This window comes from Colwellia sp. (assembly GCF_013215345.1).
In the GTDB taxonomy this organism is placed as follows: Bacteria; Pseudomonadota; Gammaproteobacteria; order Enterobacterales; family Alteromonadaceae; genus Colwellia.
Genome location: NZ_JABSOV010000067.1, coordinates 1 through 22,806, shown reverse-complemented (window position 1 = coordinate 22,806; position 22,806 = coordinate 1). Strand labels below are relative to the sequence as shown.

At 38.5% G+C, this 22,806-nt stretch carries 19 protein-coding genes and 1 pseudogene; 15 read left to right on the top strand and 5 right to left on the bottom strand.

The annotated features are described in order from the left end of the window. The first annotated feature begins 209 nt into the window (after positions 1-209). The 9 genes from HRT50_RS11550 (at position 210) to HRT50_RS11510 (ending at position 9,325) form a co-directional block, all read left to right on the top strand. The gene (locus HRT50_RS11550) at positions 210-1,289 is read left to right on the top strand and encodes a pilus assembly protein PilM (RefSeq protein ID WP_291614568.1); all 1,080 of its coding nucleotides are present in this window, start codon (positions 210-212) and stop codon (positions 1,287-1,289) included. Next, complete coding sequence (locus HRT50_RS11545; protein ID WP_291614566.1) at positions 1,277-1,852, top strand: PilN domain-containing protein; 576 nt, start codon at positions 1,277-1,279, stop codon at positions 1,850-1,852. Before HRT50_RS11550 ends, HRT50_RS11545 begins: the two co-directional genes overlap by 13 nt. After that, positions 1,852-2,448, top strand: coding sequence for a type 4a pilus biogenesis protein PilO (locus HRT50_RS11540; protein WP_291614570.1), 597 nt, complete (start codon positions 1,852-1,854; stop codon positions 2,446-2,448). The genes HRT50_RS11545 and HRT50_RS11540 overlap by 1 nt, the downstream gene beginning before the upstream one ends. Then, positions 2,445-3,002, top strand: a complete 558-nt coding sequence (locus HRT50_RS11535; RefSeq protein ID WP_291614563.1) for a pilus assembly protein PilP — start codon at positions 2,445-2,447, stop codon at positions 3,000-3,002. The genes HRT50_RS11540 and HRT50_RS11535 overlap by 4 nt, the downstream gene beginning before the upstream one ends. 11 nt (positions 3,003-3,013) lie before the next feature. Then, positions 3,014-5,092: a type IV pilus secretin PilQ gene (locus HRT50_RS11530; protein WP_291614561.1), complete on the top strand. Its 2,079-nt coding sequence runs from the start codon at positions 3,014-3,016 to the stop codon at positions 5,090-5,092. Between the two features lie 243 nt (positions 5,093-5,335). After that, positions 5,336-5,854, top strand: coding sequence for a shikimate kinase AroK (gene aroK, locus HRT50_RS11525; RefSeq protein ID WP_291614559.1), 519 nt, complete (start codon positions 5,336-5,338; stop codon positions 5,852-5,854). A 35-nt stretch (positions 5,855-5,889) separates the two neighbouring features. Next, complete coding sequence (gene aroB, locus HRT50_RS11520; RefSeq protein WP_291614557.1) at positions 5,890-6,954, top strand: 3-dehydroquinate synthase; 1,065 nt, start codon at positions 5,890-5,892, stop codon at positions 6,952-6,954. Positions 6,955-7,017: 63 nt separating this feature from the next. After that, positions 7,018-8,448, top strand: coding sequence for a hypothetical protein (locus HRT50_RS11515; protein ID WP_291614555.1), 1,431 nt, complete (start codon positions 7,018-7,020; stop codon positions 8,446-8,448). 58 nt (positions 8,449-8,506) lie between these two features. Continuing rightward, entirely contained in the window at positions 8,507-9,325 is an 819-nt protein-coding gene (locus HRT50_RS11510) for a Dam family site-specific DNA-(adenine-N6)-methyltransferase (RefSeq protein WP_291614553.1), read from the top strand. Positions 9,326-9,335: 10 nt separating this feature from the next. Here HRT50_RS11510 and HRT50_RS11505 read toward each other — a convergent pair whose 3' ends face one another. Both HRT50_RS11505 and HRT50_RS11500 read right to left on the bottom strand, forming a co-directional pair. Continuing rightward, on the bottom strand, positions 9,336-9,536 hold the full coding sequence (locus HRT50_RS11505) for a DUF2970 domain-containing protein (protein WP_291614551.1): 201 nt from the start codon (positions 9,534-9,536) through the stop codon (positions 9,336-9,338). 403 nt (positions 9,537-9,939) lie between these two features. Next, entirely contained in the window at positions 9,940-10,599 is a 660-nt protein-coding gene (locus HRT50_RS11500) for a TorF family putative porin (RefSeq protein ID WP_291614549.1), read from the bottom strand. A 313-nt stretch (positions 10,600-10,912) separates the two neighbouring features. Here HRT50_RS11500 and rpe point away from each other — a divergent pair, with 313 nt between their 5' ends. Next, positions 10,913-11,584 carry a ribulose-phosphate 3-epimerase gene (gene rpe, locus HRT50_RS11495; RefSeq protein ID WP_291614547.1) on the top strand — a complete coding sequence of 224 codons (672 nt, stop codon included), beginning with the start codon at positions 10,913-10,915 and terminating at the stop codon, positions 11,582-11,584. A 55-nt stretch (positions 11,585-11,639) separates the two neighbouring features. Further along, positions 11,640-12,647, top strand: coding sequence for a tryptophan--tRNA ligase (gene trpS / locus HRT50_RS11490; RefSeq protein WP_291614545.1), 1,008 nt, complete (start codon positions 11,640-11,642; stop codon positions 12,645-12,647). A 127-nt stretch (positions 12,648-12,774) separates the two neighbouring features. Here trpS and HRT50_RS11485 read toward each other — a convergent pair whose 3' ends face one another. After that, positions 12,775-13,830: an FHA domain-containing protein gene (locus tag HRT50_RS11485; protein WP_291614543.1), complete on the bottom strand. Its 1,056-nt coding sequence runs from the start codon at positions 13,828-13,830 to the stop codon at positions 12,775-12,777. Next, positions 13,821-15,092 carry a trypsin-like peptidase domain-containing protein gene (locus HRT50_RS11480; protein ID WP_291614541.1) on the bottom strand — a complete coding sequence of 424 codons (1,272 nt, stop codon included), beginning with the start codon at positions 15,090-15,092 and terminating at the stop codon, positions 13,821-13,823. The genes HRT50_RS11485 and HRT50_RS11480 overlap by 10 nt, the downstream gene beginning before the upstream one ends. 171 nt (positions 15,093-15,263) lie before the next feature. Here HRT50_RS11480 and HRT50_RS11475 point away from each other — a divergent pair, with 171 nt between their 5' ends. The 3 genes and pseudogenes from HRT50_RS11475 to HRT50_RS11465 all read left to right on the top strand — a co-directional run. After that, positions 15,264-16,151 (top strand): penicillin-binding transpeptidase domain-containing protein, encoded by an 888-nt coding sequence (locus tag HRT50_RS11475; RefSeq protein WP_291614539.1) that lies wholly within the window; start codon positions 15,264-15,266, stop codon positions 16,149-16,151. A gap of 181 nt (positions 16,152-16,332) precedes the next feature. Then, positions 16,333-18,561 carry a TonB-dependent receptor gene (locus HRT50_RS11470; RefSeq protein WP_291614537.1) on the top strand — a complete coding sequence of 743 codons (2,229 nt, stop codon included), beginning with the start codon at positions 16,333-16,335 and terminating at the stop codon, positions 18,559-18,561. Positions 18,562-19,364: 803 nt separating this feature from the next. Further along, positions 19,365-19,684, top strand: a pseudogene (locus HRT50_RS11465) (MmcQ/YjbR family DNA-binding protein); the annotation flags it as partial. 1 nt (position 19,685) lies between these two features. On the opposite strand, the gene HRT50_RS11460 reads toward HRT50_RS11465, so the two are convergent. Beyond that, positions 19,686-20,867: a YHYH protein gene (locus HRT50_RS11460; RefSeq protein WP_291614535.1), complete on the bottom strand. Its 1,182-nt coding sequence runs from the start codon at positions 20,865-20,867 to the stop codon at positions 19,686-19,688. Positions 20,868-21,195: 328 nt separating this feature from the next. Between HRT50_RS11460 and HRT50_RS11455 the strand changes: the two genes are divergently transcribed. Then, complete coding sequence (locus HRT50_RS11455) at positions 21,196-22,662, top strand: coniferyl aldehyde dehydrogenase (RefSeq protein ID WP_291614533.1); 1,467 nt, start codon at positions 21,196-21,198, stop codon at positions 22,660-22,662. Positions 22,663-22,806 lie beyond the last annotated feature (144 nt).

The window sequence follows — 22,806 nt, the reverse complement described above, 5'->3', positions numbered from 1 at the left end:
GTCAGGTATAAACTATAACCGGCAATAGCTATCAAAATGAACACTATCAGACTGACTTTAAATAATTTTTTGATTGAAAACACAACAGAAGGCCAATAAGTGGATTAATATGTTAGATAATACTAGTATATCGTGTAAAAGCATGTAATAAATGTATTTATGCGTATTTTGCGTCTAAAATAATTACAAAAATAAAATTGTAGGTCGTTATGCTAGACAAACTGTTTAAAAAGAAAAGTTCAATGATGGTGGGGATCGATATTGGCTCCCATTCGGCAAAAGCCGTATTATTGAGTCAGGGAAGCGAAGGCTTTGTAATGGAAGATTTTGCTATAGAGCCAATGCCACGAGGTTCGGTGGTAGATCGTGAAATTCAAGATATTGAATCGGTTGGCGCTGTTATAGCAAAACTAAGAAAGAAAATTTCAGCTAAAGCTACAGACGCCGCTGCCGCGGTATCAGGACAAACGGTTATTACCAAAGTTATCTATATGGATGTTGCTTTGACTGAAGATGAACTTGCCAGTCAAATCGAGATTGAAGCCGATAGTCTCATTCCATTCCCACTAGATGAAGTCAGTTTAGATTTTGAGACTCTTGATGTTAACGAGTCAGATCCAAGTAAAGTTAATGTATTGCTAAGTGCAGCTCGTACTGAATCTATTGAGGCGCGTGTTGCGGCTTTAGATGCCGGTGACTTTAATGCCAAGGTGATTGACGTTGAGTCATATGCTGTTGGTCGAGCTTACGATCTTTGCTTAACGCAATTACCTGAAGATGCCAAAGATAAAGTTGTTGCTATAGTTGATATAGGTTCAACGGTAACGCTTTTTTCGGCTACCGATGCTGGTAAACATATTTATAGTCGTGATCAAATGTTTGGTGGTGAGCAATATACCCGCTCAATTGTTTCATATTATAATAAATCTTTTGAACAAGCTGAAGAGGCTAAAACCTCAAATGATTTACCGCCAAACTATACTTTTGAAGTGTTAGCTCCTTTCCATACCGTACTAATGCAACAGATACGTCGTGCCATTCAAATGTTCTTAACGACTAGTGGCCAAGACAAAGTTGATTACTTATTGATTTCTGGTGGCACAGCTGGATTAGAAGGTATTGAAGTTTTACTTACTGAAGAGCTAGGTATTCATACTGTTATTGCTAACCCCTTTCATGATATGACAATTAGTGAGTTAGTAGATCAAGACGAACTCGCTAATGTTGCTCCTCAATTGATGGTAGCAACTGGACTCGCTTTAAGGAGTTTTACGCCATGGCACATATAAATCTTCTTCCTTGGCGTGAAGAAGCACTCAAGGCACAAAAAAAACAATACTTTACTATTTTAACCGCAGTCGGTTTGACCGTATTAGCACTTGTACTTATGATTAATTTTTATTTTCAAGCGCGCATTGATGGTCAGAATAGTAAAAACCAATATCTAAAAAATGAGATTGCACAGCTGGATATTCAAATTGCTGAAATAAGAACTTTAAACGATAAAAAATCCGCACTCGAAAAACGCATTAATGTTATTGAGCAATTACAACGTAGTCGAAATGTAGGTACGCAAGTACTTGATGAAATCGCTAAGATTATTCCTAATGGTGTCTACATTACTGAAATGGAAAAGCAAGGTAACACTTTACAACTGATCGGAAAAAGTGAATCGAACAATCATTTAGCTAATATGATTCGAGCGGTTGAGTTATCTGACTTATTTGTGGATGCGACCCCCGAGTCTATTACGGCTGACGATGGCTCTCCTAAGTTGCTTAGTAGTTTTAAAATGAAAGTTAAAATAAAAGGCTTAGTGGATGATGCTAGCGCAAGGAAAGGGAGCAAATGATGAAGTTTGATGCATCCCAGTTTGACAATCTTGAACTTGACAATATTGGTCAGTGGCCTGCTGCAGCTAAGTTGCTGTTAGCTGTTTTTTTAGCGGTCGCAGTGGCTTTTTTGGGATATATGGCCTTAATTAGTGATCAAATTAAGCAACTTGATCGTGGTTTCGTTGAAGAAGGTACTTTAAAGCAGTCCTATCGAACAAAATACCATGTCGCGGCTAATTTAGATTTATTCCGCGCACAAATGGTTGAAGCTGAAGATACTTTTGCCAATCAACTTAGAAGCTTACCTAATAGTCACGAAATTCCTGGGCTATTAGATGACATAACTTTTGTTGGCACCACCAGTGGTCTTGATTTTGTCAAATTAGAGTGGCAGCCAGAAATTAGTAAAGAAATATACATTGAATTACCTATTGATATTGAAGTCATCGGTTCGTACCACTCATTTGGTCAATTCGTCAGTAAAATTGCTGGTCTGCCAAGGATTGTAACCTTACATGATTTTAAAATTAAGATTAAACATGATGATAGCAAGACTTTAAATTTAACGTTACAAGCTAAAACCTACCGTTATCAACAGGGGACAGCCGAATGACAACACATAGTTTAACGGCTAAAACACTAAAGGTACTTGGTGTAGTATCGCTCGCTTTAGTCTCTGGCTGTTTTGATGATACTACTGAAATAAAAGCTCATATGGCTCAGGTGAAAGCAACCACAACTAATTACATTGACCCTATACCAGAGGTCAATCCTTTTATTCATATAGCTTACTCAGCAGATGATTTACGTAGTCCATTTGTATTGCCAAAACCTGAAGCCATTCAGCAAAAAATGCAGCAAATGGCGGGGTGTTTAAGCCCTGATACTAACCGTCGTAAACAACCGCTAGAAAAATATGCTTTAAGTGACTTAACAATGCGCGGCACCTTAGGTGATGCCAGCATGCTCTGGGCTTTATTAGAAGCCTCAGATTCAAGTTTACATAGAGTTGCTGTTGGAAACTACCTAGGCTTATACAATGGCCGTATCACACAAGTGAGTGCAAAAACTGTGAAAATTATTGAATTAGCCCCAGATGGTGCCGGATGTTGGGCAGAGCGTGAAGCGAAATTGAATATCGTACAATCTGAAGAGTCAAATAAGTAAAGGAATTAATAATGCTATTTAATCAAATGAAAAATTATAAAGGCTTTACTGCTATTAAAGGGCTCTGGCTTACGACACTGTTACTGTTATCTACATCCTTACTGTCAGTTTCAGCGAGTGCTGCTGATACTGACAATGAACTGCTTGGTATTTCTTATAACACCATACAAAATGATCAGATTGTTTTAGTGTTTAGCTTTGCTGAAAATATTACAGTTTTACCTGAAATTCAAACATCAATGACACCTGCTTTTGTCGAGGTAACTTTTGATGCTAAAGCTTTTGGTAAAGATATAAAAGAAACATTAGTGAATCACGCAGGTGTAAAAACTATTGCTTTAGACGCCACCTCAGGAAAGGTTGTTGCTTTAATCAGTTTAGAGAAACTTTCAGTTTTTGATGTTACTCTCAATAACGACAAAGAGTTTGCCATTACCTTTAACTATGGCGATTCAGCTCATGTGGTAGAGACTTTAAGCCCAGCAGGTGAAGCGTATATTAACCATATAGAGTCAATTGATTTTAGATTAAATAGCGATAATGAAGGGCAAATATTAGTTTACCTTAAAAGTAGTATGCTAGCTGCAGATGTTAATGACAGATTAGGTAAATTAAATCTTGAATTTCATAACACTGAAATTATTGATGATTTACTTTATAAATTAGATGTGACTGACTTTGGTACGTTAGTTACCAGTATTGAAACCTTTAAAGAGGGACGTAACGCTCGTTTAGTCATTGACGTTGCAAGTGGTTTTATCTTTACCCAGAAACAGGAAGAAAACCTGTTTATATTAACGGTAAAAGAGAAGCCGGTAAAAGCACCAACATACTTAGGAGAAACTGATGACTTTAAAGGTCGTAGTATTTCATTAAGTTTTCAAGACATACCGGTACGTACCGTTCTACAGATAATCGCCGACTATAACGAATTTAACCTTATTATCAGTGATACCGTCACAGGTAATATTACCCTACGTCTAGATGGTGTGCCATGGGATCAAGCTTTAAGTATTATTTTAAAGGTTAAGGGCTTAGATAAACGCATGCAGGGCAATATCTTGATGGTTGCGCCAAGTGATGAACTCGCTGCCCGTGAAGCTCAAGCTTTACAAGCTAAGCAACAAGTTGAGGAACTTGCTACCTTGTATACTGAGTACGTGCAAATAAATTATGCTAAAGCGGCAGAGTTTGCCGAATTAATTAAAAATGAAGATACCAGTATTTTATCTGCACGCGGTAGTGTCTCTGTAGATGAACGCACGAACACTTTATTAATCCGTGATACAGCTAAGAGTATTGAAGACATTAAACGTATGGTTACTATTCTCGATGTTCCTGTTCGTCAAGTTGTTATCGAAGCTCGAATGGTTACTGTTAAAGATAATATGAATGAAGAGCTAGGTATTCGTTGGGGCGTAACTAATACTGATGGTGAAGGAACTGTATCAGGAAGCTTAGAAGGTGTTGATGTAGCTCGTGGAGGTAGTGTGCCTGACTTAGCTGATAGGTTAAATGTTAACTTACCTGTGGCGACACCGGCAGGTACAATCGCCTTTCAAATTGCTAGATTAGCCAATGGTACTATTTTAGATCTTGAACTTTCAGCACTTGAGAAAGAAAATAAAGGTGAAGTGATTGCTAGTCCACGTATTACGACGGCAAATCAGAAAGAGGCTTACATTGAGCAAGGTGTTGAAATACCTTATCAAGAGGCCGCATCAAGTGGTGCAACCTCCACACAATTTAAAAAAGCAGTGTTGAGTTTAACGGTAACCCCACATATTACCCCTGATGATAAAATCATTTTAGATTTGGTTGTAACACAAGATACAATATCAGATATTACTAGTGGTTTTGCACCCGCGATCGATACTCAGCGCATTGGCACACAGGTACTAGTCAGTAATGGTGAAACTATTGTACTCGGCGGTATTTATCAACAAGCAATTATCAGTACAGTTTCTAAAATTCCAGTGCTAGGTGATATTCCTTATTTAGGTTGGTTATTTAGAACGACCAGCCAGTTAAATGAGAAAAAAGAGTTGTTGATCTTCGTCACGCCTAGAATTGTTACCGAAGAATTCTAAGGTACTTGATGAGAAAAAATCCATTAAATGCCACCTAATTAAGGCATTTGATGGATTTTTTAATTTTAAAAGCGGTTTTTTAACCAAGTTAGTACTATTGTTACTTGCATTTTATAGCCAACACTTGCGATAATTACGCCCTTGAAATTTCTGAGGGAGACCTCTTTTTGGTCAAAAGCACTATTTCATTGAGATTTAGTCTTCTGGCTGTTCTGTTAACACAACGAGTATTAAGTAAATCTAATGGCAGAAAAACGTAACATATTCCTTATAGGCCCTATGGGTGCTGGAAAGAGCACTATCGGTAGAGAGATAGCCGACCGATTGCATCTTGAGTTTTTTGACTCTGATCAGGAGATAGAACGTCGTACAGGAGCAGATATTGCTTGGGTTTTTGATCTTGAAGGTGAAGAAGGTTTCCGCAAAAGAGAAGAAACTGTAATTGAAGATCTAAGTGAAAAACAAGGTATTGTTTTAGCGACAGGTGGTGGCTCAGTAATCAGTACCAATGTTCGTAATCACTTATCCGCTCGCGGTATTGTAGTTTATCTTGAAACGACAATAGACAAACAAGTTGCACGAACTCAAAGAGATCGTCGTCGTCCACTATTGCAAACTTCGGAAGAGCCTCGTACAGTCCTAGAAAACTTGGCTGTTGAACGTAACCCTCTCTATGAAGAAATTGCAGATATCATAGTGCAAACTGATGATCAAAGTGCAAAAGTAGTCGCTCACAAAATTATTGAAAGACTCGATTTTTAAATTTATTCTGCATTGGAAGCTAGTAGTAACTTGTTATGGCAATTCTAAATCTTGATCTAGGCACGCGTAGTTATCCTATTTATATTGATTCAGGTCTGTTAAGTAAAACAGAACTGCTTTCTTCGCATATCCGTGCCAAGCGAGTTTGTATTGTCTCAAACGACCTAGTAGCTCCTTTATATATCGATGCACTCAAAGCAAAGTTAACTGACTTTACCGTTGATGAAGTCATTCTTCCTGATGGTGAGGCTGAAAAAAGCTTAGCTAATTTTGAAGTCATTATGTCTCATCTGTTAACTAACGAACACGGTAGAGATACTACTTTGATAGCCTTAGGCGGCGGAGTTATTGGTGATATAACGGGTTTTGCAGCAGCATGTTATCAACGCGGCATTGATTTCATTCAAATACCAACAAGCTTACTGTCTCAAGTTGACTCTTCGGTAGGAGGGAAAACTGCGATAAATCATCCTTTAGGTAAAAATATGGTTGGTGCTTTTTACCAGCCTAAAGCTGTTTTTATTGATATCGATAGTCTTAAAACTTTACCAGTTCGTGAGTTTAACGCGGGAATGGCAGAAGTAATTAAGTACGGAATCTTAGGTGATAAAGAGTTTTTCGAGTGGCTTGAAGCCAATATCGCGGCGATAAAATCTGCAGACAAGCAAGTTTTAGCGCAGATGATTGAAAAGTGCTGTCAGTGCAAAGCTGATATTGTCGCTAGTGATGAAAGAGAGTCGGGCGTTAGAGCGCTGCTAAACCTAGGTCATACCTTTGGTCATGCCATCGAAGCTGAACAAGGCTACGGGGTATGGTTGCATGGTGAAGCTGTTGCAACTGGCATGGTACTTGCTGCTAAACTAGCAGTAGCAATGAATTTGCTTGAAGTGTCAGAATTACGACGCATGGAAAAACTAATTACAGCATTTGATCTACCTGTTATTGCTCCACAGGATATGGGGTTTGCTGAATTTATGCGTCATATGCGCCGAGATAAAAAAAATATTGCCGGTAAACTCCGATTTATTATACCAACCGCGATAGGCCAGTCTGAAATTCGTGACGATGTCACCCAGGATACGCTTCAAGAAATTCTATAATTATCTTTTTCTTATTCGCTTAACGGCTATTAAGAAGAATTTACAGTATAGAAAGGATCAAGCATGTCCGCGTTAGAGAATACTTCGACAACAGAGCAAGCCCTTGTTGGACATAACCCCTTGTCTGCAAATGCGCCTACAGATATTAGTGTGTCTACACGGATAGATTATAACTTACGTTTTGCAAAGCAAGCGGTGTTAGTTATAGCTAACAGCACAGAGCAGTACTCTCAATTAGCTAGCCAATATCTGGTAAGCCTTTCTAATGGACCTTCCGATAAGAACGAAAGTCATTTCAATGTAGCCTTTGTCTCAGCCTCAATAAAATTAAACGATATTCAAATTCGCTGTCGGTTAGTAGAGCAGTTGTTTATAAATACTTTATTTGATCCTGAGCAGTCCTTAGCTGTGAGTGTCTTACGATTCGCTAAGCAGCAGGGTGAAGCTATATCTATAGTAATAGATCATGCACACGCGCTTTCGTTACAGCTTAAGTACGAATTAAGTCAGTTAGTCCATTTGGCTAAGAAACATAACCTGATAATTAATGTGGTACTTTTTGGCTTAACCGACGCGGCAAAGCAATTATCGTCAAATAAAAGCCTATTTAAAAATAAAATGGCTGTAATTGATGCTGCATCAGGACAAGTACTAAGCTTGGATGACAAAAAAATACACCATGATGAAGTCAGCAGTTCATTAACACAGTGGCAAAAATTCAGTTTGTTTTTAGTCATGCTAGTACTGGCAGGTATCGTTATTTGGGGCTATCAATTAATTACAGAAGACTTCAATAAGAACAGTAGTAATTTGAGCCAAGAGTCCATTTACGCCAAAAATAGTGATACAGCTTTGTCAGCAATAAAAAACACGGATAGTTCAGCTGAGCAAATTGTTAGACAGATGGAAAAGAAACAAAAACTAGTTACTGCTGATAATATAGTTAAAGTCGGGCTAGGGGTAGCCGCTTCGGCTGAAGATATTAATATGGCAATATTGGCTTTACCGGTTTTGAGTCAGGCTATGCAAGTGCCTGCTAATGCCGATGATGTGATAAATGCGTTAGCTCAGTCGTCTAATAGTTTAACAACAGCAGTCATCCCCCCTAAAGGTATTGCCAATAAACAGGTTAATGATCAAGGCGAGAAAAAACCAACCGAAATAGTCAAAACTACAACAGTTACAAAAATAGATAACAATTATTATCAAAACCAAGTAGTGGTCTACGAACATGGTTATGTTATTCAACTTGCGGGTTTTTCTGATAAAAAACTTTGGTATGGCTTTATTGACAAATACCCCACAGAGAGCTTATTTAGCTATCAAAGATTACTAGCGCAGCAACGTTTTATTGTGGTTACTTCAAAAGTTTATGCAAATAAAGCTATGGCCAAAGCAGCGTTAAAGTTATTACCAGTAAGTCTTAGTATACGTGAACCTTGGCTTAAGGATATTTCATTGGTAATAAGTGAAATAAATACCTTTAAGGGCTAATACAAGCTACAATCCGCCTTTAATTTGATTAAGTGAAGTTGCGGGTTTAGTCGGTAGCATGAATAATAAACATCGAGCATTTTTGAAGTGGGCTGGCGGTAAATATAGGCTGTGTGATGTTATTTCAAAAATGCTACCAAATGAACGTCGCCTTATCGAACCTTTTGTTGGTGCAGGGTCCGTTTTTCTAAATACTGATTTCGATGAGTATATTCTGAATGATATTAATCAAGATTTAATAAACCTTTATAAAATTGTCCAAGTAAATTCGGACAGTTTCATTGAAGATGCCCGAAAATTTTTTAATCCTGAGCATAATCAAGCTGAAAAATATTACCAATTGCGTGCTGATTTCAACGCCAGTAAAGATAGCTACTTTCGCTCCTTAGTCTTTTTATATATGAATCGTCATGGTTATAACGGCTTATGTCGTTATAACAAGAAAGGCGGCTACAATGTTCCATTTGGCAAATATAAACGTCCTTATTTTCCCGAAGCTGAATTGAACTATTTTGCTGAAAAATCTCAAAAAGCGATATTTGTCTGTGAAGGTTATCGTCAAACATTTGCACGAGCAGAAAATGGCGATGTGATTTATTGTGATCCACCGTATGTGCCATTGAGTAAAACAGCAAGTTTTACCAGTTATGCAGGAAATGGTTTTGGCTTAGATGAACAAGCAGATCTTGCCAATGCGGCTGAAGAAGTTAGCGAGAATGGTACTATTTCTGTGGTGATTTCTAATCATGATACCATTTGGACACGAAAGATTTACGAGCATGCGGTAAAAATAAAATCACTCAAGGTCGCTCGAACCATTAGTCAAAGTGCTAACAAGCGTAAGAAAGTTGCCGAGTTATTGGCATTATATAAGTGATAGTACCTATTTAACTTGGTATCACTAAGCTAACAATCGCAATTAATGAAGCAATAAATATCAGTACAGCAATAATACCTACCACAATAAAGTGACTGAGTTTACCTTGTGAGAAATCACGTTTTCGAGCACTTTCACTTTGCACACCAAAAAATGCCGCAGCAACACTTTTAAAAGTAGTTAAGAGGCTACTTAGTATGACACAGAGCATATTAATGGAAGCTATAATGGAGCAACTCGGCTAAATATAAGAAGTGTAAATGTGTAGATTTACTGTCACCCGATAGCCAAGATAACCAGATTTTATTTGACATTCCACTAGCTTGGCAGGGATGGTTTACATGGTTCATTGGCAGGTTTGATGCAACATAGGAGCACGAGCTAAGTTTTTGTATTTTTGTGGTTTTATTGTCGTTATATTGATTAAAACTAAATAGAGTAAGCAAAGTTAGGGTGAATGCAAAACTAAGCTGCATAAATTTTGATAAAGGTGTGTTTGTCATCGTCCGTTTTGACATTTTTTCATACTATCTTCTAAAAGAGGTGAACCAGTATAACCTAGGTTCACCTTAATGTCTTTGACTGTTTTTTCGACAGTTTATTGAAAAATTGAATTATAAAGCAATATCTACAGAGTAAGAAACGTAGAATTTCATATCATTACTACTGCTACCGTCATCGTAATCAGTTTTTGAAACACCGAAAGTGAAATTGTCTTTGCTTATTGAAACACCAAAGTCAGTAGAGTCAGTAGAGAAGTCACCACTGTAATTACCAAGGTGGAAATTAACTTCAGCTTCATTACCAAGGGTTAAAGCATAATCGGCATTAATGTAGACAGAATCACCGGCATCAATGCCATCAAGAGCAGCTGATGCTAATACAGCAACACCCACCGTTAAACCGGTAAAAGTAAAGCTAGCGTAGATTTCAGAAAAATCTGCATCATCAGCATCCGGGTAAGCAAAGTAAATAAAGCCAACATCATATGACATGTTCTCATTGATATCTGCACCAAAACCACCGTACAAATCTAATTCAGTACCGCCCCATGCGTTTGATAGCCAAGTACCGGTATAAAAGCCTGAATCACTAGCATAATCAATACCACCGGAAACCGCAGCATCACCAGCTGTTTGCTCAAGGCCACGCCATAAATAGTTGTTAGTCGCAGCAACGTTAGCTGACAAGCCTTCAGTAGCTGATGCTTGGAATGAAATAGCAGAAGCTGCCAATAGTGATGTGATAACCATTGTTGTTATTGTTTTTTTCATAATCAGATCTCATTGTCGTTTGTTATAAAAAGTGTCTACTGGTTAATTAGCAAGCATGATGCCTAGATCAAAAAATATGGACTTTAATATCTATTGATCTTTTTATTATTTAAAATCAGATGTTTAGTATTGTTGTTTTTTAATGAAATGTTCACTAGCTGCTTGTTTAACCTCTAAGATGAGCAATGTTGGTGCGCTTATTTGGTAAATGTTCACTAAAAGTGCAGCAGCCTAGGTGGTCGCTTGGGCTCGACACTCGCATTTTCACCTAGCATGGGTATAATAGCGGCATATTTTTCTAGGATTCACACTCATGTCACCATTTTTAATTGCTCCCTCTATTTTATCAGCCGACTTTGCTCGTTTAGGTGATGATGTTGCTAAGGTTTTAGCCGCCGGTGCCGACATTGTTCACTTCGATGTGATGGATAATCACTTTGTGCCGAACTTAACTTTCGGGCCAATGATCTGTAAATCGTTACGTGATTACGGTATTACCGCGCCAATTGATGTGCATTTAATGGTTAAAAATGTTGATACGCTTATCCCTGGATTCGCTAAAGCAGGAGCTGACATCATCACTTTTCATCCTGAAGCTAGTGATCACATTGATAGAAGTTTACAGCTAATTAAAGACAATGGCTGTAAAGCGGGATTAGTACTGAACCCGGCAACACCTTTGCATTGTTTAGACTTTGTTATGGACAAGCTTGACGTTATATTATTAATGTCAGTTAACCCAGGTTTTGGTGGCCAATCTTTTATTCCAACAACATTAGATAAGTTACGTTTGGTAAAAGAAAGGATTAAGCAAAGCGGTTATGACATACGTTTGCAAGTTGATGGTGGTGTTAAAGCTAACAATATTGCAGAAATCGCCGAAGCAGGTGCAGATATGTTTGTTGCAGGCTCGGCAATATTTTCTCAAGGTGACTATAAAGTCGCAATTGACGAAATGCGCGCTGAGTTAGCCAAAGTCTCGTAGTTAACATAAACAAGTAAATATAAGTTAAGAATTAAGTCTTCTAAGGGTATAAGTAATGACAAGTAAACCTATTGTATTAAGTGGCTGTCAGCCATCGGGCGAGTTAACTATCGGTAATTATTTAGGCGCATTAAAGCAATGGGTCAATATGCAATCGACCCATGAATGTTATTACATGCTTGTTGATCAACACGCCATTACTGTTCGTCCTAAAGCAGAGGACTTACGCAAGGCAACCTTAGATGGCTTAGCCTTGTACCTAGCTTGTGGTGTTGATCCAGAGCAAAGTACTATCTTTATTCAGTCTCATGTACCCGAGCATGCGCAATTGAGTTGGGTGCTTAATTGCTATACGCAAATGGGCGAATTAAATCGCATGACTCAATATAAAGATAAGTCACAAAAATCTGAAGCTAATATGAACTCAGGTTTATTCACTTACCCAGTATTGATGGCCGCGGATATCTTACTTTACGGTGCTAATTGTGTACCAGTAGGGGATGATCAAAAGCAACATTTAGAATTAGCAAGAGACATAGCCACTCGTTTTAATAACCTTTATGGTAATATTTTCACTGTACCAGAGCCGTTCATTCCTGAGCAAGGCGCACGAGTAATGAGTTTACTTGAGCCAACTAAAAAAATGTCTAAGTCAGATAATAACCCTGGCAACTTTATTGGTTTATTAGAAGACCCTAAAAAAATTGCTAAGAAAATTAAACGTGCTGTTACTGATTCTGACGAGCAAGCGCGTATCTATTTTAATACGGAAGAAAAGCCAGGAGTATCGAACTTATTGTCGTTACTATCTTGTGCTACCGGACAAAGCATTGCCGACTTAGTACCAACTTACGAAGATAAAATGTATGGACACTTAAAAGGTGATGTCGCCAATGCGGTAGTTGCGTTGTTAGAGCCCATTCAAACCAAATACCATGAATATAGACAAGACCAAGCATACTTAGAGCAAGTTATGCGTAATGGTGCTGAAAAAGCATCAGCTCGCGCAAGTAAGGTGCTTAGCTCGGTATATGATGCGGTAGGTTTTATTCCTCGCCCATAACTCACTCTCACTAGGCGTTTCCCCTTGAGGCAACCTAGCTTATAGAGATAGCAAAAAAGGCTTATTTCCCGAGGAAATAAGCCTTTTTTATTGGTGCTTTTGTATAGCTGCTTTCGATAGATATTTCTTAGTCTTGTTGAGCTGCTTTGCTGGCTTGCTCAAACAAAGCATTACTGCGCTCTAAAAAAGTATCAACGTCACTGCTGGGAGCAATTAAAAACTTGGGCGCCATTATGGTGGAATTGTATTGTGGCCGAGGGTTAAACTCAGCCTTTTTACTGTATTGTATTAAGTAGCTACCACCGAATACTAGGGTAGTAATGCTTATGGCGACAATCATTCGACGCTTAGCGCTGACATGAAAACCAATATAACTGTTTAACCAAAATAGGCTAAAGGCTATTCCTATTGGCAGTAAGCTAATAATTAAGCCAAGCATTGAACTGCTCGCTGAATTAAAGGCAATAATCTCTTCCAATAAATCGCTAAGCCACAAAAGAATGAAAAAAGTAAAGCTTATACCCAGTTGCGCTAATATGCGCGGATCATGCTTGGTCAGGTGAGACACTAATGCCACTCCAGCAGGCCATACTGCAAATATTAAGGTCATTTTCAGTGCGCTAACAAATAACTGGCTGATATTGATTTCTGTCGGCTGGCTTAAGTAGGAAATATTGGCAGAAATCAGCATAAATAAAGCAATACTGATAAACACGGCAATTGGATTTCTGATGATATCGATAAGGGATTCAAAGGGACTAAAAGCAATAGCCTCTGCTACTTTATGGTCACTAAACATCACTCTTAACTGGCTTTTTCCGACAATAATGACATCGCCATCATTAATTATCTGTTGATTTTCATCTTGCTGATTTTTTTTGTTCCTTTCTAATACTGTGCCGTTAACTGAATTGTTGTCATTAAGCTGCCATGCGCCTTGAGAAAATTTTATCGTTAAGTGTTGTGGACAAATATGTGGGTCAGCCAAAATAATATCATTTTGATAACCACGGCCAATAGCAACCTCATGTTGATGTAAGCGGTGCCTATGTAAAAGTTTATGGTTACGCGTGATTTCTTCAATAATGATTTCACCTGCCTCTAGAGGTACGTCATTATTTGTCATAGCTATCATAGGTTCAGTTGTTGTGAAGGCATCCTGATTTTCTTTAATTACTTCCATGACACCGCCTCCATAAATTTACCAGTAAAAGTCATCGCATTTTCTTGGCTTACTCCGGCTAAGGTAAAATGGCTAAGCAAAGCTTGTTGATTTTTATCTATGCTGGCGCCTAAATACAAAACATCAAATAAGCCGGGGAAGTCCTTGTAAGCACGAGTGCAAAAAATACTTTTATTATTTATGGTTTGGCTGGTATTGGCGGTGCTGCTCGGGCTGACTAAGTCATGATGACATTGATACTCACTGACATCATCCTTTCCTGCTCTATTACCTGCGCTGGCACGGGATATTTGCTGTTGATATAAGTGATAAAACTTATTATCGCTGAGATCTTTGGCCTCCATATAACTAAAATCTAGCTCAACAGTACCGGTAAAAAAGTGTGAAGAGAGGTAAGTGCTCTCATTTAACGAACAATTGGCAATGGCGCGCAAAATAAGGGCATCTTTTTTATCGGCATTAGAGTCACCCCAACAACGAATAAAAGGTACTTCAATAATTGGTATAATTGCTTTACCGGCTAATTCTTTATTTTGCCAAGGGCTATTAATAAGTGCCGACATTAGCTTGTTTTGGCTTGCCATTAATTGTGCCGACATTTGCTGTTTAATATCGCTAGGCGGCTGCTTGTTGTAGTCGCTAAAAAGCGTTACCAATTTATCATGGGGTACTAAGAAGCCAATTTGGTTACCTGAAGTCGCGACATTAATACCAACAACCTGCTCGTTTTTATTAACAACAGGGCCACCGCTCATACCAGAGTTAATTGAACCGGTAAAATGAATGCGCTCATTAAAGGATTCTTTTTTCAAACCATTATAAGTGCCTGGTACCACAATCATGCCCAAATCATGAGGATTACCTAAAGCAAATAGCTTTTCACCTTTAATAGGCTTTTTATCAGCAAGCATGAAATAGGGCATCTCTCCATCAACTTTACGTTTGACTAGCGCCAGATCATTAATAACATCGACACTGACCAAGTCAACTTGCGCCGCTTTGCCTTGGTGGTCTAAGTATTCAATGCGATATTTTTCCGGGTGACGGGCATAACTAGATATCACGTGGTAATTAGTGGCAATAATGCCATCTGCACTGATCTGAAAGCCTGAGCCGATAGAAGACTTCTCGCCACTGGCTTTATCAATCAATTTAATTTGATAAAGTGACGGCGTTAGCTGAGCGAAAATTTCTTCGGCTTGCTCTGTAGCAAAAGTAGTAGCACTTAATAGTATAAAAACTAAGGTAAAAAAAGCTTTCATTCATCTTCCTGTTGATAACCTATGCATCCATTGTGACATTAAATTAGCGTTTGTCACCACCTCAATGACATAAATCATCTTGCTTGATGTATGACATTGTTTCCCCCGTTGAAGCAGCGTATTATTTTTGTTCTTAATCGCGCCAAATCAATCGCCAATAAGGAAGTTTTTGTGAAAAAAGTTATCAGTATTGTTAGTGCCTTGGCACTGAGCAGCTTTACTTACCAAGTCAGTGCTAGCAATGAACTTTGCCTAGTCAGTAATAATGACTGTACCTTTGTCTTGTTAAGTACAAAAGTCAGCGTCAAGGTTAGTCAAATAGTAAGTGAACAAGAGAGTGACAAAGCGACTCAAAGTACATCGATCATCGAAGAAAGTGAAACATTATTATTAGTGAATAAAGCAAGAGCAAAGCAACGTTTCTCTCCTTTTTCTACCTTTAAAGTGGCAAACAGTTTAATAGGGCTCGACACTCAAATAATAGCAGATGCCAAGCAGGCGTTAACTTTTGATAAAGAAAAATACCCAGTGCAAAAGTGGTGGCCATCGGTATGGAAGTTAGCTGAATATAACCTGAACTCAGCCTTTAAATTCTCTATGGTGGCAATATATCGGCAGCTTGCTACGGATATTGGTCAGCAGAAAATGCAGTCTTATGTCGATAACTTTTCTTATGGAAATCAAGATATCTCTTCAGGCATAGACAATTTTTGGCTAGGTGGCAGCATGAAAATATCTGCTATTGAGCAAGTACAATTTTTACAAAGAATGCATCGAAATCAGCTAGCGGTTAAACCGCAAAGTATTGAAATATTAACAGAGGTTATGTTAGTTGATAGTACGGCAGATTATAAGTTATATGCTAAAACGGGGGCCGGTAAAGTTACTGCTGCAGATAAAAGCAGTAAAGCCATGTTGGGTTGGTATATCGGTTTTGTAGAAAACTCAGCAGGGGTGCACTACTTCGCTTTTAACGTTACTCGTGCTTCATATGCCAAAATGAAAGCTTCGCGTATTAAAATCGCCATGAATCATCTTAAAAAAGCGGGCGTAATTTAAAGGATTTTACTAAATGCCCTGGGCATATTTGACCTAGCGCAACTAAGCGAGTTTTAAGGTGCGACACTTTGTCGCACATTGTCAATTTTACTTTGTATCCAGATGAAATCACTTACAAAATAGCGGTATCTTAATTCTATTAACTGAATTCCTCTTAATATTACTTGTAAGTGAGTTACCGATGAAATTTTCCCTTAAACCTCTTGCTGTCGCTGTTAACCTAGTTGTCTTTGGCTGTAGTACTTTAGCATTGCCAACTTTGGCGAATAATGCCCAAGGCGCTGTTAAAGATAATCAAAGTAATAAAGACATTGAAATTATCACTATTTCAAACCAACGCCATAACGCATTTACAGATAACCAAAGTTATGCCCAAGGCAAAACGACAGAAGCTGATTTAGCCAACTGGTTAGCATCAGTGCCGGGTGCGAATATTAATAGCAATGGACCCATTACCGGCGTAGCTCAATATCGCGGTTTATTTGGCGACCGTGTTGCTACCTCACTTGATGGTCACCCTATTGTTGGTGCCGGCCCTAATGCGATGGATACCCCCTTAAGTTATTCAACGCCACTCATTGTTGACTCTATGACAGTTTATCGTGGTATTGCACCGGTATCGGCGGGTATGAATACAGTAGGTGGCGCTATTGATATTAAAATGCGTAAAGCAGAAGTTATGGACTCTGAAACTGCGCAAGTAAGTGGTGACTTACAAACTGGCTATCGTAGTAATAATGGCGCTAGTACACTTTCAGGTGTTACTAATATTGCTAAAGGTGATGTTGCTCTACTGCTTTATGGCAATACCCAAGGAGCTGATGATATGGAAAGTGGTGACGGTACTGTGATTTCACCCACTGAGTTTGATAAAATTCAAGCCGGTTTTGATATCAGACATTCAGTTGAAAGTAATACCGTTGGTTTAAGTTATCACTACACTAAAACTACTGATTCAGGCACACCGGCGCTACCAATGGATATTGAGTACATTGAAAGTCAACGTATCAATTTAGATGGTGATTTCTTATTAGGTGAATGGCAAGGTGAATGGTCATTAGGTTATTTAGATGCTGATCATGGTATGACTAATTTTGCCATGCGTGTCCATGATCTGATGAAACAGCGTCGAAATACCGCACTTGCCGACACTACTGATTTTAAACTTGTTTTAAATCGTGAATTGAGCTTTGGTGGCTTTTTGTTAGGTGAAATAGCGTTCGGCGTTGATGGTTATTTAGCGACACACGACTCAGTGATCTCTAACCCTAGTGATGCCATGTTTGAGGTAGTTAACTTCAATAACGTGCAAGATGATAGGTTTGGCATATTTACTGAGTGGCAAAACCAATATGGACAAACTGAAGTGCAATTTGGTGTCAGAGTTAAGCATGCTATAGCTAATGCCGATGAAGTAAATACCTCTATGGCGAACATGCCAATGGCTGGTATGACTCATAATACGGAAGATAAGCACTCAGATATGGATTCTACTATGGGCAATATGAACGGTATGCCAAGCATGGCTGAGTTAGCCAGTGACTTGCAAGACGACTTTAATAACGCAGACCGAAAAATTTCAGACACCAATGTAGATATTGCTTTAAGCACACAAACTCAGTTAACTGAAGTATTATCGTTATATATTGGTGTCGGTGTGAAAAGCCGCGCACCTTCATATCAAGAACGTTATTTATGGACACCAATGGAGTCCACCGGTGGTTTAGCTGATGGTCATACTTATATTGGCGATATTAATCTTGAGTCTGAAACGGCCTATCAAGGAGACCTTGGTTTAACATGGCAAAGTAGCGATTTCATGATTGCACCGCATATATTTTATCAAAATATTGATAATTATATCCAAGGTACACCAATGGGAATGGCAGATGCATCAGCTAAAATGATGGCATCTATGATGTCAGGTGATGACAACCCACTAAAATTTAGTAACGTTGATGCCAAGTTGTATGGCGCTGATGTTAACTGGTATTACAATCTTAGCGATAACTTTCAATTATCAGGCATTGCCAGTTATGTGAAGGGGGAACGTCGCGATATTGATGATAACCTCTATCGTATTGCGCCATTAAATGGTCAAGTGAGCTTTAGTTATCACGATGAAAATATCATAACGAATTTAACCTTAGTTGCGGTAGCTGCACAAGATGATGTATCAGCAACGAATACCGAACAAGCGACCTCAGGTTACGGTTTAGTTAATATTGATGTTGAATACTTTGTTACTTCAGGGGTTACCCTTCGTGGTGGTGTCGATAACTTATTTGATAGAGAGTATCAAAATCACCTAGGCGGCTATAACCGTGTTCAAGAAGTTGGTACAGCAGTTATGACTCGTTTACCGAGCGAAGGTTTAAGCGCCTGGATTGAAGCTACTTACTCTTTCTAATGAGGCTTTAGAGTCGTCAATTAATAGCGCTTAATGCTAGTGTTTAAAGGCTCTATTTAGCTAGCTACTTGAAGCATTGCTTAAGTAAGTGATTAATAAAAGCTCCACTTGTATTTCGCCAGCAGTCTAGTTCCAACTCAGAGTCATTATTGGCGCAGTACTGCTTTTTTAAATAGCTCAAAACAGATGCTGATAAAAACCAGTAAAACCAAGTTTTCTTATCCTTGTTTTTATTGGTTTTTTATGAGAGTTTATTTTTTAACTGTTTAGTGGCTCTATTCGTTTTGACTTTGCTTTATCAAAAAGAGTCTTTTCTGTCCGTCGCAGGTTAGCTGCATTGGCATGAGCAGTAAACCGCTGCTTTTGCTTACTACTCATTGACGATAATATGCCAATAGAAGCCGTTTTTACTTTCCCTTTGACTTTAGTTTTGAGTTTTGGCGTACTGCACATAAGCAGCCTCACAGTTATCATTGCATACATTCATTGTATTTAAGAACTCTGGATAAGCAATATGACACAACAAAGCTATTTTAACCGCTATCAGCGTTATTTCTCCTACCAATAGCCAGCTATTGGGTACGTAAAAATTCCTTAATAACGATTAAACTATCATCATCGTGTTAAAACATTCATTATTCAGAGTTCAGGTTATTTAAGTAGAACGTTTTAAGTAATATTGTCTTTCTTTGATTGAACAATCAGCAAAATTTATAGACTATAAATGCTGTAACTACTTACGGTAAGTAATAATAAGCTAACCTGGGTTCGGTTTAGTTAAAGCAGTTAACAGGGAAAAAACGATGAGTAGCCTTAATGAAAAACAAGCAGAGCGATACTTACTGAGTAAACCAGAAGTTAAATTAGACTTCCCCTTTGGTGAAGAGGTTAAGGTTTTCAAAGTAAAAAATAAGATGTTTGCTACTTTGTTGCTGGAAAAATGGGTAAAGGGTATGGTAAGGACAATGGTGAAGTTATTTCTTCAGAGAAGAGTGATTACTGGATGAACTTAAAATGCGATCCAGATGAAGCGATAATGCTACGAGATATCTTTACTGCAGTTATTCCTGCTTATCATATGAATAAGCGTTTATGGAATACCATAATTCTTGATGGTTCAATTTTTAATTAGCGCCACCATTATTATAAGCACTGTTAGGCATTACAAACGACGAGTCAGGAGTGCCGAATGAACAAAGCGGTCCGTAAGGATAATCTTCTGTGTAATAGTAACCATAATTTCCGTAAGCATCAGTCATACCGTTGCACTCATCTAAGTCACCACTGCCGGCGGAGTAATACCAATCTTCGACAAAAATACCACGGGTATGTGTGGCAATAGGCGGGAAGGGCATAGTTGAACCTGCAGGTGTTTCACGTTCATTGGTATAAGTTGTCCAACTGGACTTAGCCTTTCTTAGGTTATTAGTTTCAGTATCATAAAAATAGTGACCATAAATAGGAAAACCATCAGGAGCAAAACCAATAACTGGTGAGCCACTTGGGTCGACAATTGTCGATGAAGGGCTTTCTAACTCGCCTGTTTCCACATGTGATAAACCATTATTATCACCATGGTAGTGATAGCGACCATCGAACGGGTGACCAGTATATTCATCTAATACTACATAGTTAGGATTAGCGGCAGGCACCGCATACCAATCAGCAAATAAGCCACATTGCGACCTAGTGCCTAAGGATATCTGCAGTGGCGTAGTAAATTCAGTGTTATAACAAAAAGCAGAGTCCATATCTAAATCAACACCGTTAAGTAAAATACCATTAAGGGTAATAAAGCCGCCTTGTTTTCTAACATAGCTTGGCACACTGTATTTTGTCGGATTTCTAGGGATATTTAGCACGTAGTTGAGGGTATTAGGGGCAACGTTCGATGCGAAGTTTGTTCCTGTGATGGTATTACCGCCAACATCGTGATTAGGAATGTTATTGCTACTCATAGTACATGAGTCATTATTTACGGTAATAACAAGCGTGCTGGTAAATGAATCACCTTGCTGCAGATCATTGATAACAGCACTGTATGAACCAATATAAGCGGCACAATCTGGATTTCGATTAACAAGTTTTAAATTAGTTATGTCACCTTGCGGATTAACACTGTTGTTATTTTCTGGCAGGGTTGTAGCGGGTGGCAGTTCAGTGACTAACTGGGGATCATCTTCTGTTTCTACCTTGTTAGCACCGCCACAGCCAATGGCGAGTAGTGAAAAAATAAGCGCTATTAACGAAGTACTTATATTTTTACCTGTCGATTTTCGCTTGTTAAGGGGCAATTCATACTGCATACCGTGGCCTTTAAAGTTTAGTTTTAGTTTAACTATTAGCTAAAGAAAGTAGCCTAAATATTAACTTTATTAGATCATCTTGTCAGCGTTAGTAAAATAAAAACTTATCAAGAGCCAAGTGTTTGTTAGAGCGAACTAAGTAGTATTTGTCGCCTTAGTCATAGCTATTAATGTTCGTATTAATGTTAATACTAAAGCTATAAACGCGCCATGGTAACTTTGGCGCAGTAACATTTATCTTGAAGTACCTATGCCTTAGCCAATTAGTGGTGTAGTTTAGGTACTTAAGATAGCTATAAGATTTTTTAAATTCTGTATCGAGTATTAAATGACCATTCAAGCGATTCAAGCGATTCAAGCCAATCAAGAAAATAATGAATTTCCACAAACTCCGCTGGTGGAAATAGAGCAGACTTTTGCTGCGCAACGCTTAGCTTTTACCGCTAATAAATACCCTGATATTCCATCTCGCATTGCGCAGTTAAAGCAATTGAAGTTAGTGTTATTAGCAGAGCAGCAGGCTTTAATTACTACATTAAGTGCTGATTTTGGTCATCGTTCTCATGATGAAACGAGAATTTCTGAGCTGTTAACCTTGGTTGAAGCGATTAACTCGAGCACAAAACAAATTAAAAGTTGGAGTAAAGCATCAAGACGTAAAGTTGCTGTCATATTTCAACCCGCCAGTAATAAAGTGATCTATCAGCCTCTAGGTGTTGTTGGCATCATGGTGCCGTGGAACTATCCATTATATTTGAGTCTAAGCCCTCTGATTACTGCCATCGCCGCGGGAAATCGTGTGATGATAAAGCTCTCTGAGTTTACCCCAAGGTTTAATCAATGTTTAACAGAGGTATTGAGTAAAGTCTTTGTACAAGATCAGGTTGCTGTGATAACAGGAGAAACACAAGTTTCCACTGTGTTCTCTCAGCTTAATTTTGATCATCTATTTTTTACTGGCTCTACCAATGTCGGGCGATTAGTGATGGCGGCTGCGGCGAAAAATTTAACACCAGTAACTTTAGAGTTAGGTGGAAAATCGCCGGTGATCATTACTGATAACGTTGATATGGACTTAGCGGCAGAGCGAATTTGTTTTGGTAAGTCACTGAATGCAGGGCAAACCTGTGTAGCTCCTGATTATGTCTTGTGCCCAGAGCATAGAAAAGATGAATTTATCAGTGCTTACATTAAAGCATTTAGCCGTATGTACCCTAGCGTTAAAGATAACCCGGATTACTCCAATATTATTAATGATTCACAGTACCAACGCTTACAGTCATTACTTGACGATGCCATAAAAAGTGGCGCTAAGCTGACTTATGTAAATCCTGCTAACGAAGTCTTTGATAACAGCAGAAAAATGCCGCCGGTTATTATCGAAAATTGTCAAAGTAATGCCCGAGTAATAACAGAAGAAATATTTGGCCCAATTCTGCCTTTAGTGACCTATAACAGCCTTGAGCAAGCCATTGATTATATTAATGAACGTCCTCGACCATTAGCGCTGTATCTATTTAGTTTTAATAAAACAGAGCAAGAATTAGTTTCATATCAAACCCATTCGGGTGGTATCTGTATTAATAATACTATTATTCACCTGGCTCAAGGAGAGCTTCCTTTCGGTGGCGTGGGTGACTCAGGTATGGGGCATTATCACGGTTTAGAAGGTTTTCAAACTTTTTCACAAGCAAAATCGATTCATAAAGTAGGAAAGTTATCGAGTGGTAAGTTTATCTTTCCGCCCTATGGCAAATGGATGCATAGACTCTTTTATAAGTTATTTATTCGTTAAGAAATCAATTAAGTATTCACTAAGTTTTTGCAAAAAAAAGCAGCCTTATCGGCTGCTTTTGCTTACTTAACCTGAAAACTGGATAAGGATTGAACTAACTGCCCACCTTGCGATCAGATCTTTCGACTAAAAACGATTTGAAAG

What these genes read in the sequence shown, in the direction of transcription:
- HRT50_RS11550 (WP_291614568.1), top strand. Translation starts at nt 210, where the DNA reads ATGCTAGACAAACTGTTTAAAAAGAAAAGTTCAATGATGGTGGGGATC.
- HRT50_RS11545 (WP_291614566.1), top strand. Translation starts at nt 1,277, where the DNA reads ATGGCACATATAAATCTTCTTCCTTGGCGTGAAGAAGCACTCAAGGCA.
- HRT50_RS11540 (WP_291614570.1), top strand. Translation starts at nt 1,852, where the DNA reads ATGAAGTTTGATGCATCCCAGTTTGACAATCTTGAACTTGACAATATT.
- HRT50_RS11535 (WP_291614563.1), top strand. Translation starts at nt 2,445, where the DNA reads ATGACAACACATAGTTTAACGGCTAAAACACTAAAGGTACTTGGTGTA.
- HRT50_RS11530 (WP_291614561.1), top strand. Translation starts at nt 3,014, where the DNA reads ATGCTATTTAATCAAATGAAAAATTATAAAGGCTTTACTGCTATTAAA.
- aroK (WP_291614559.1), top strand. Translation starts at nt 5,336, where the DNA reads ATGGCAGAAAAACGTAACATATTCCTTATAGGCCCTATGGGTGCTGGA.
- aroB (WP_291614557.1), top strand. Translation starts at nt 5,890, where the DNA reads ATGGCAATTCTAAATCTTGATCTAGGCACGCGTAGTTATCCTATTTAT.
- HRT50_RS11515 (WP_291614555.1), top strand. Translation starts at nt 7,018, where the DNA reads ATGTCCGCGTTAGAGAATACTTCGACAACAGAGCAAGCCCTTGTTGGA.
- HRT50_RS11510 (WP_291614553.1), top strand. Translation starts at nt 8,507, where the DNA reads ATGAATAATAAACATCGAGCATTTTTGAAGTGGGCTGGCGGTAAATAT.
- HRT50_RS11505 (WP_291614551.1), bottom strand. Translation starts at nt 9,536, where the DNA reads ATGCTCTGTGTCATACTAAGTAGCCTCTTAACTACTTTTAAAAGTGTT.
- HRT50_RS11500 (WP_291614549.1), bottom strand. Translation starts at nt 10,599, where the DNA reads ATGAAAAAAACAATAACAACAATGGTTATCACATCACTATTGGCAGCT.
- rpe (WP_291614547.1), top strand. Translation starts at nt 10,913, where the DNA reads ATGTCACCATTTTTAATTGCTCCCTCTATTTTATCAGCCGACTTTGCT.
- trpS (WP_291614545.1), top strand. Translation starts at nt 11,640, where the DNA reads ATGACAAGTAAACCTATTGTATTAAGTGGCTGTCAGCCATCGGGCGAG.
- HRT50_RS11485 (WP_291614543.1), bottom strand. Translation starts at nt 13,830, where the DNA reads ATGGAAGTAATTAAAGAAAATCAGGATGCCTTCACAACAACTGAACCT.
- HRT50_RS11480 (WP_291614541.1), bottom strand. Translation starts at nt 15,092, where the DNA reads ATGAAAGCTTTTTTTACCTTAGTTTTTATACTATTAAGTGCTACTACT.
- HRT50_RS11470 (WP_291614537.1), top strand. Translation starts at nt 16,333, where the DNA reads ATGAAATTTTCCCTTAAACCTCTTGCTGTCGCTGTTAACCTAGTTGTC.
- HRT50_RS11460 (WP_291614535.1), bottom strand. Translation starts at nt 20,867, where the DNA reads ATGCAGTATGAATTGCCCCTTAACAAGCGAAAATCGACAGGTAAAAAT.
- HRT50_RS11455 (WP_291614533.1), top strand. Translation starts at nt 21,196, where the DNA reads ATGACCATTCAAGCGATTCAAGCGATTCAAGCCAATCAAGAAAATAAT.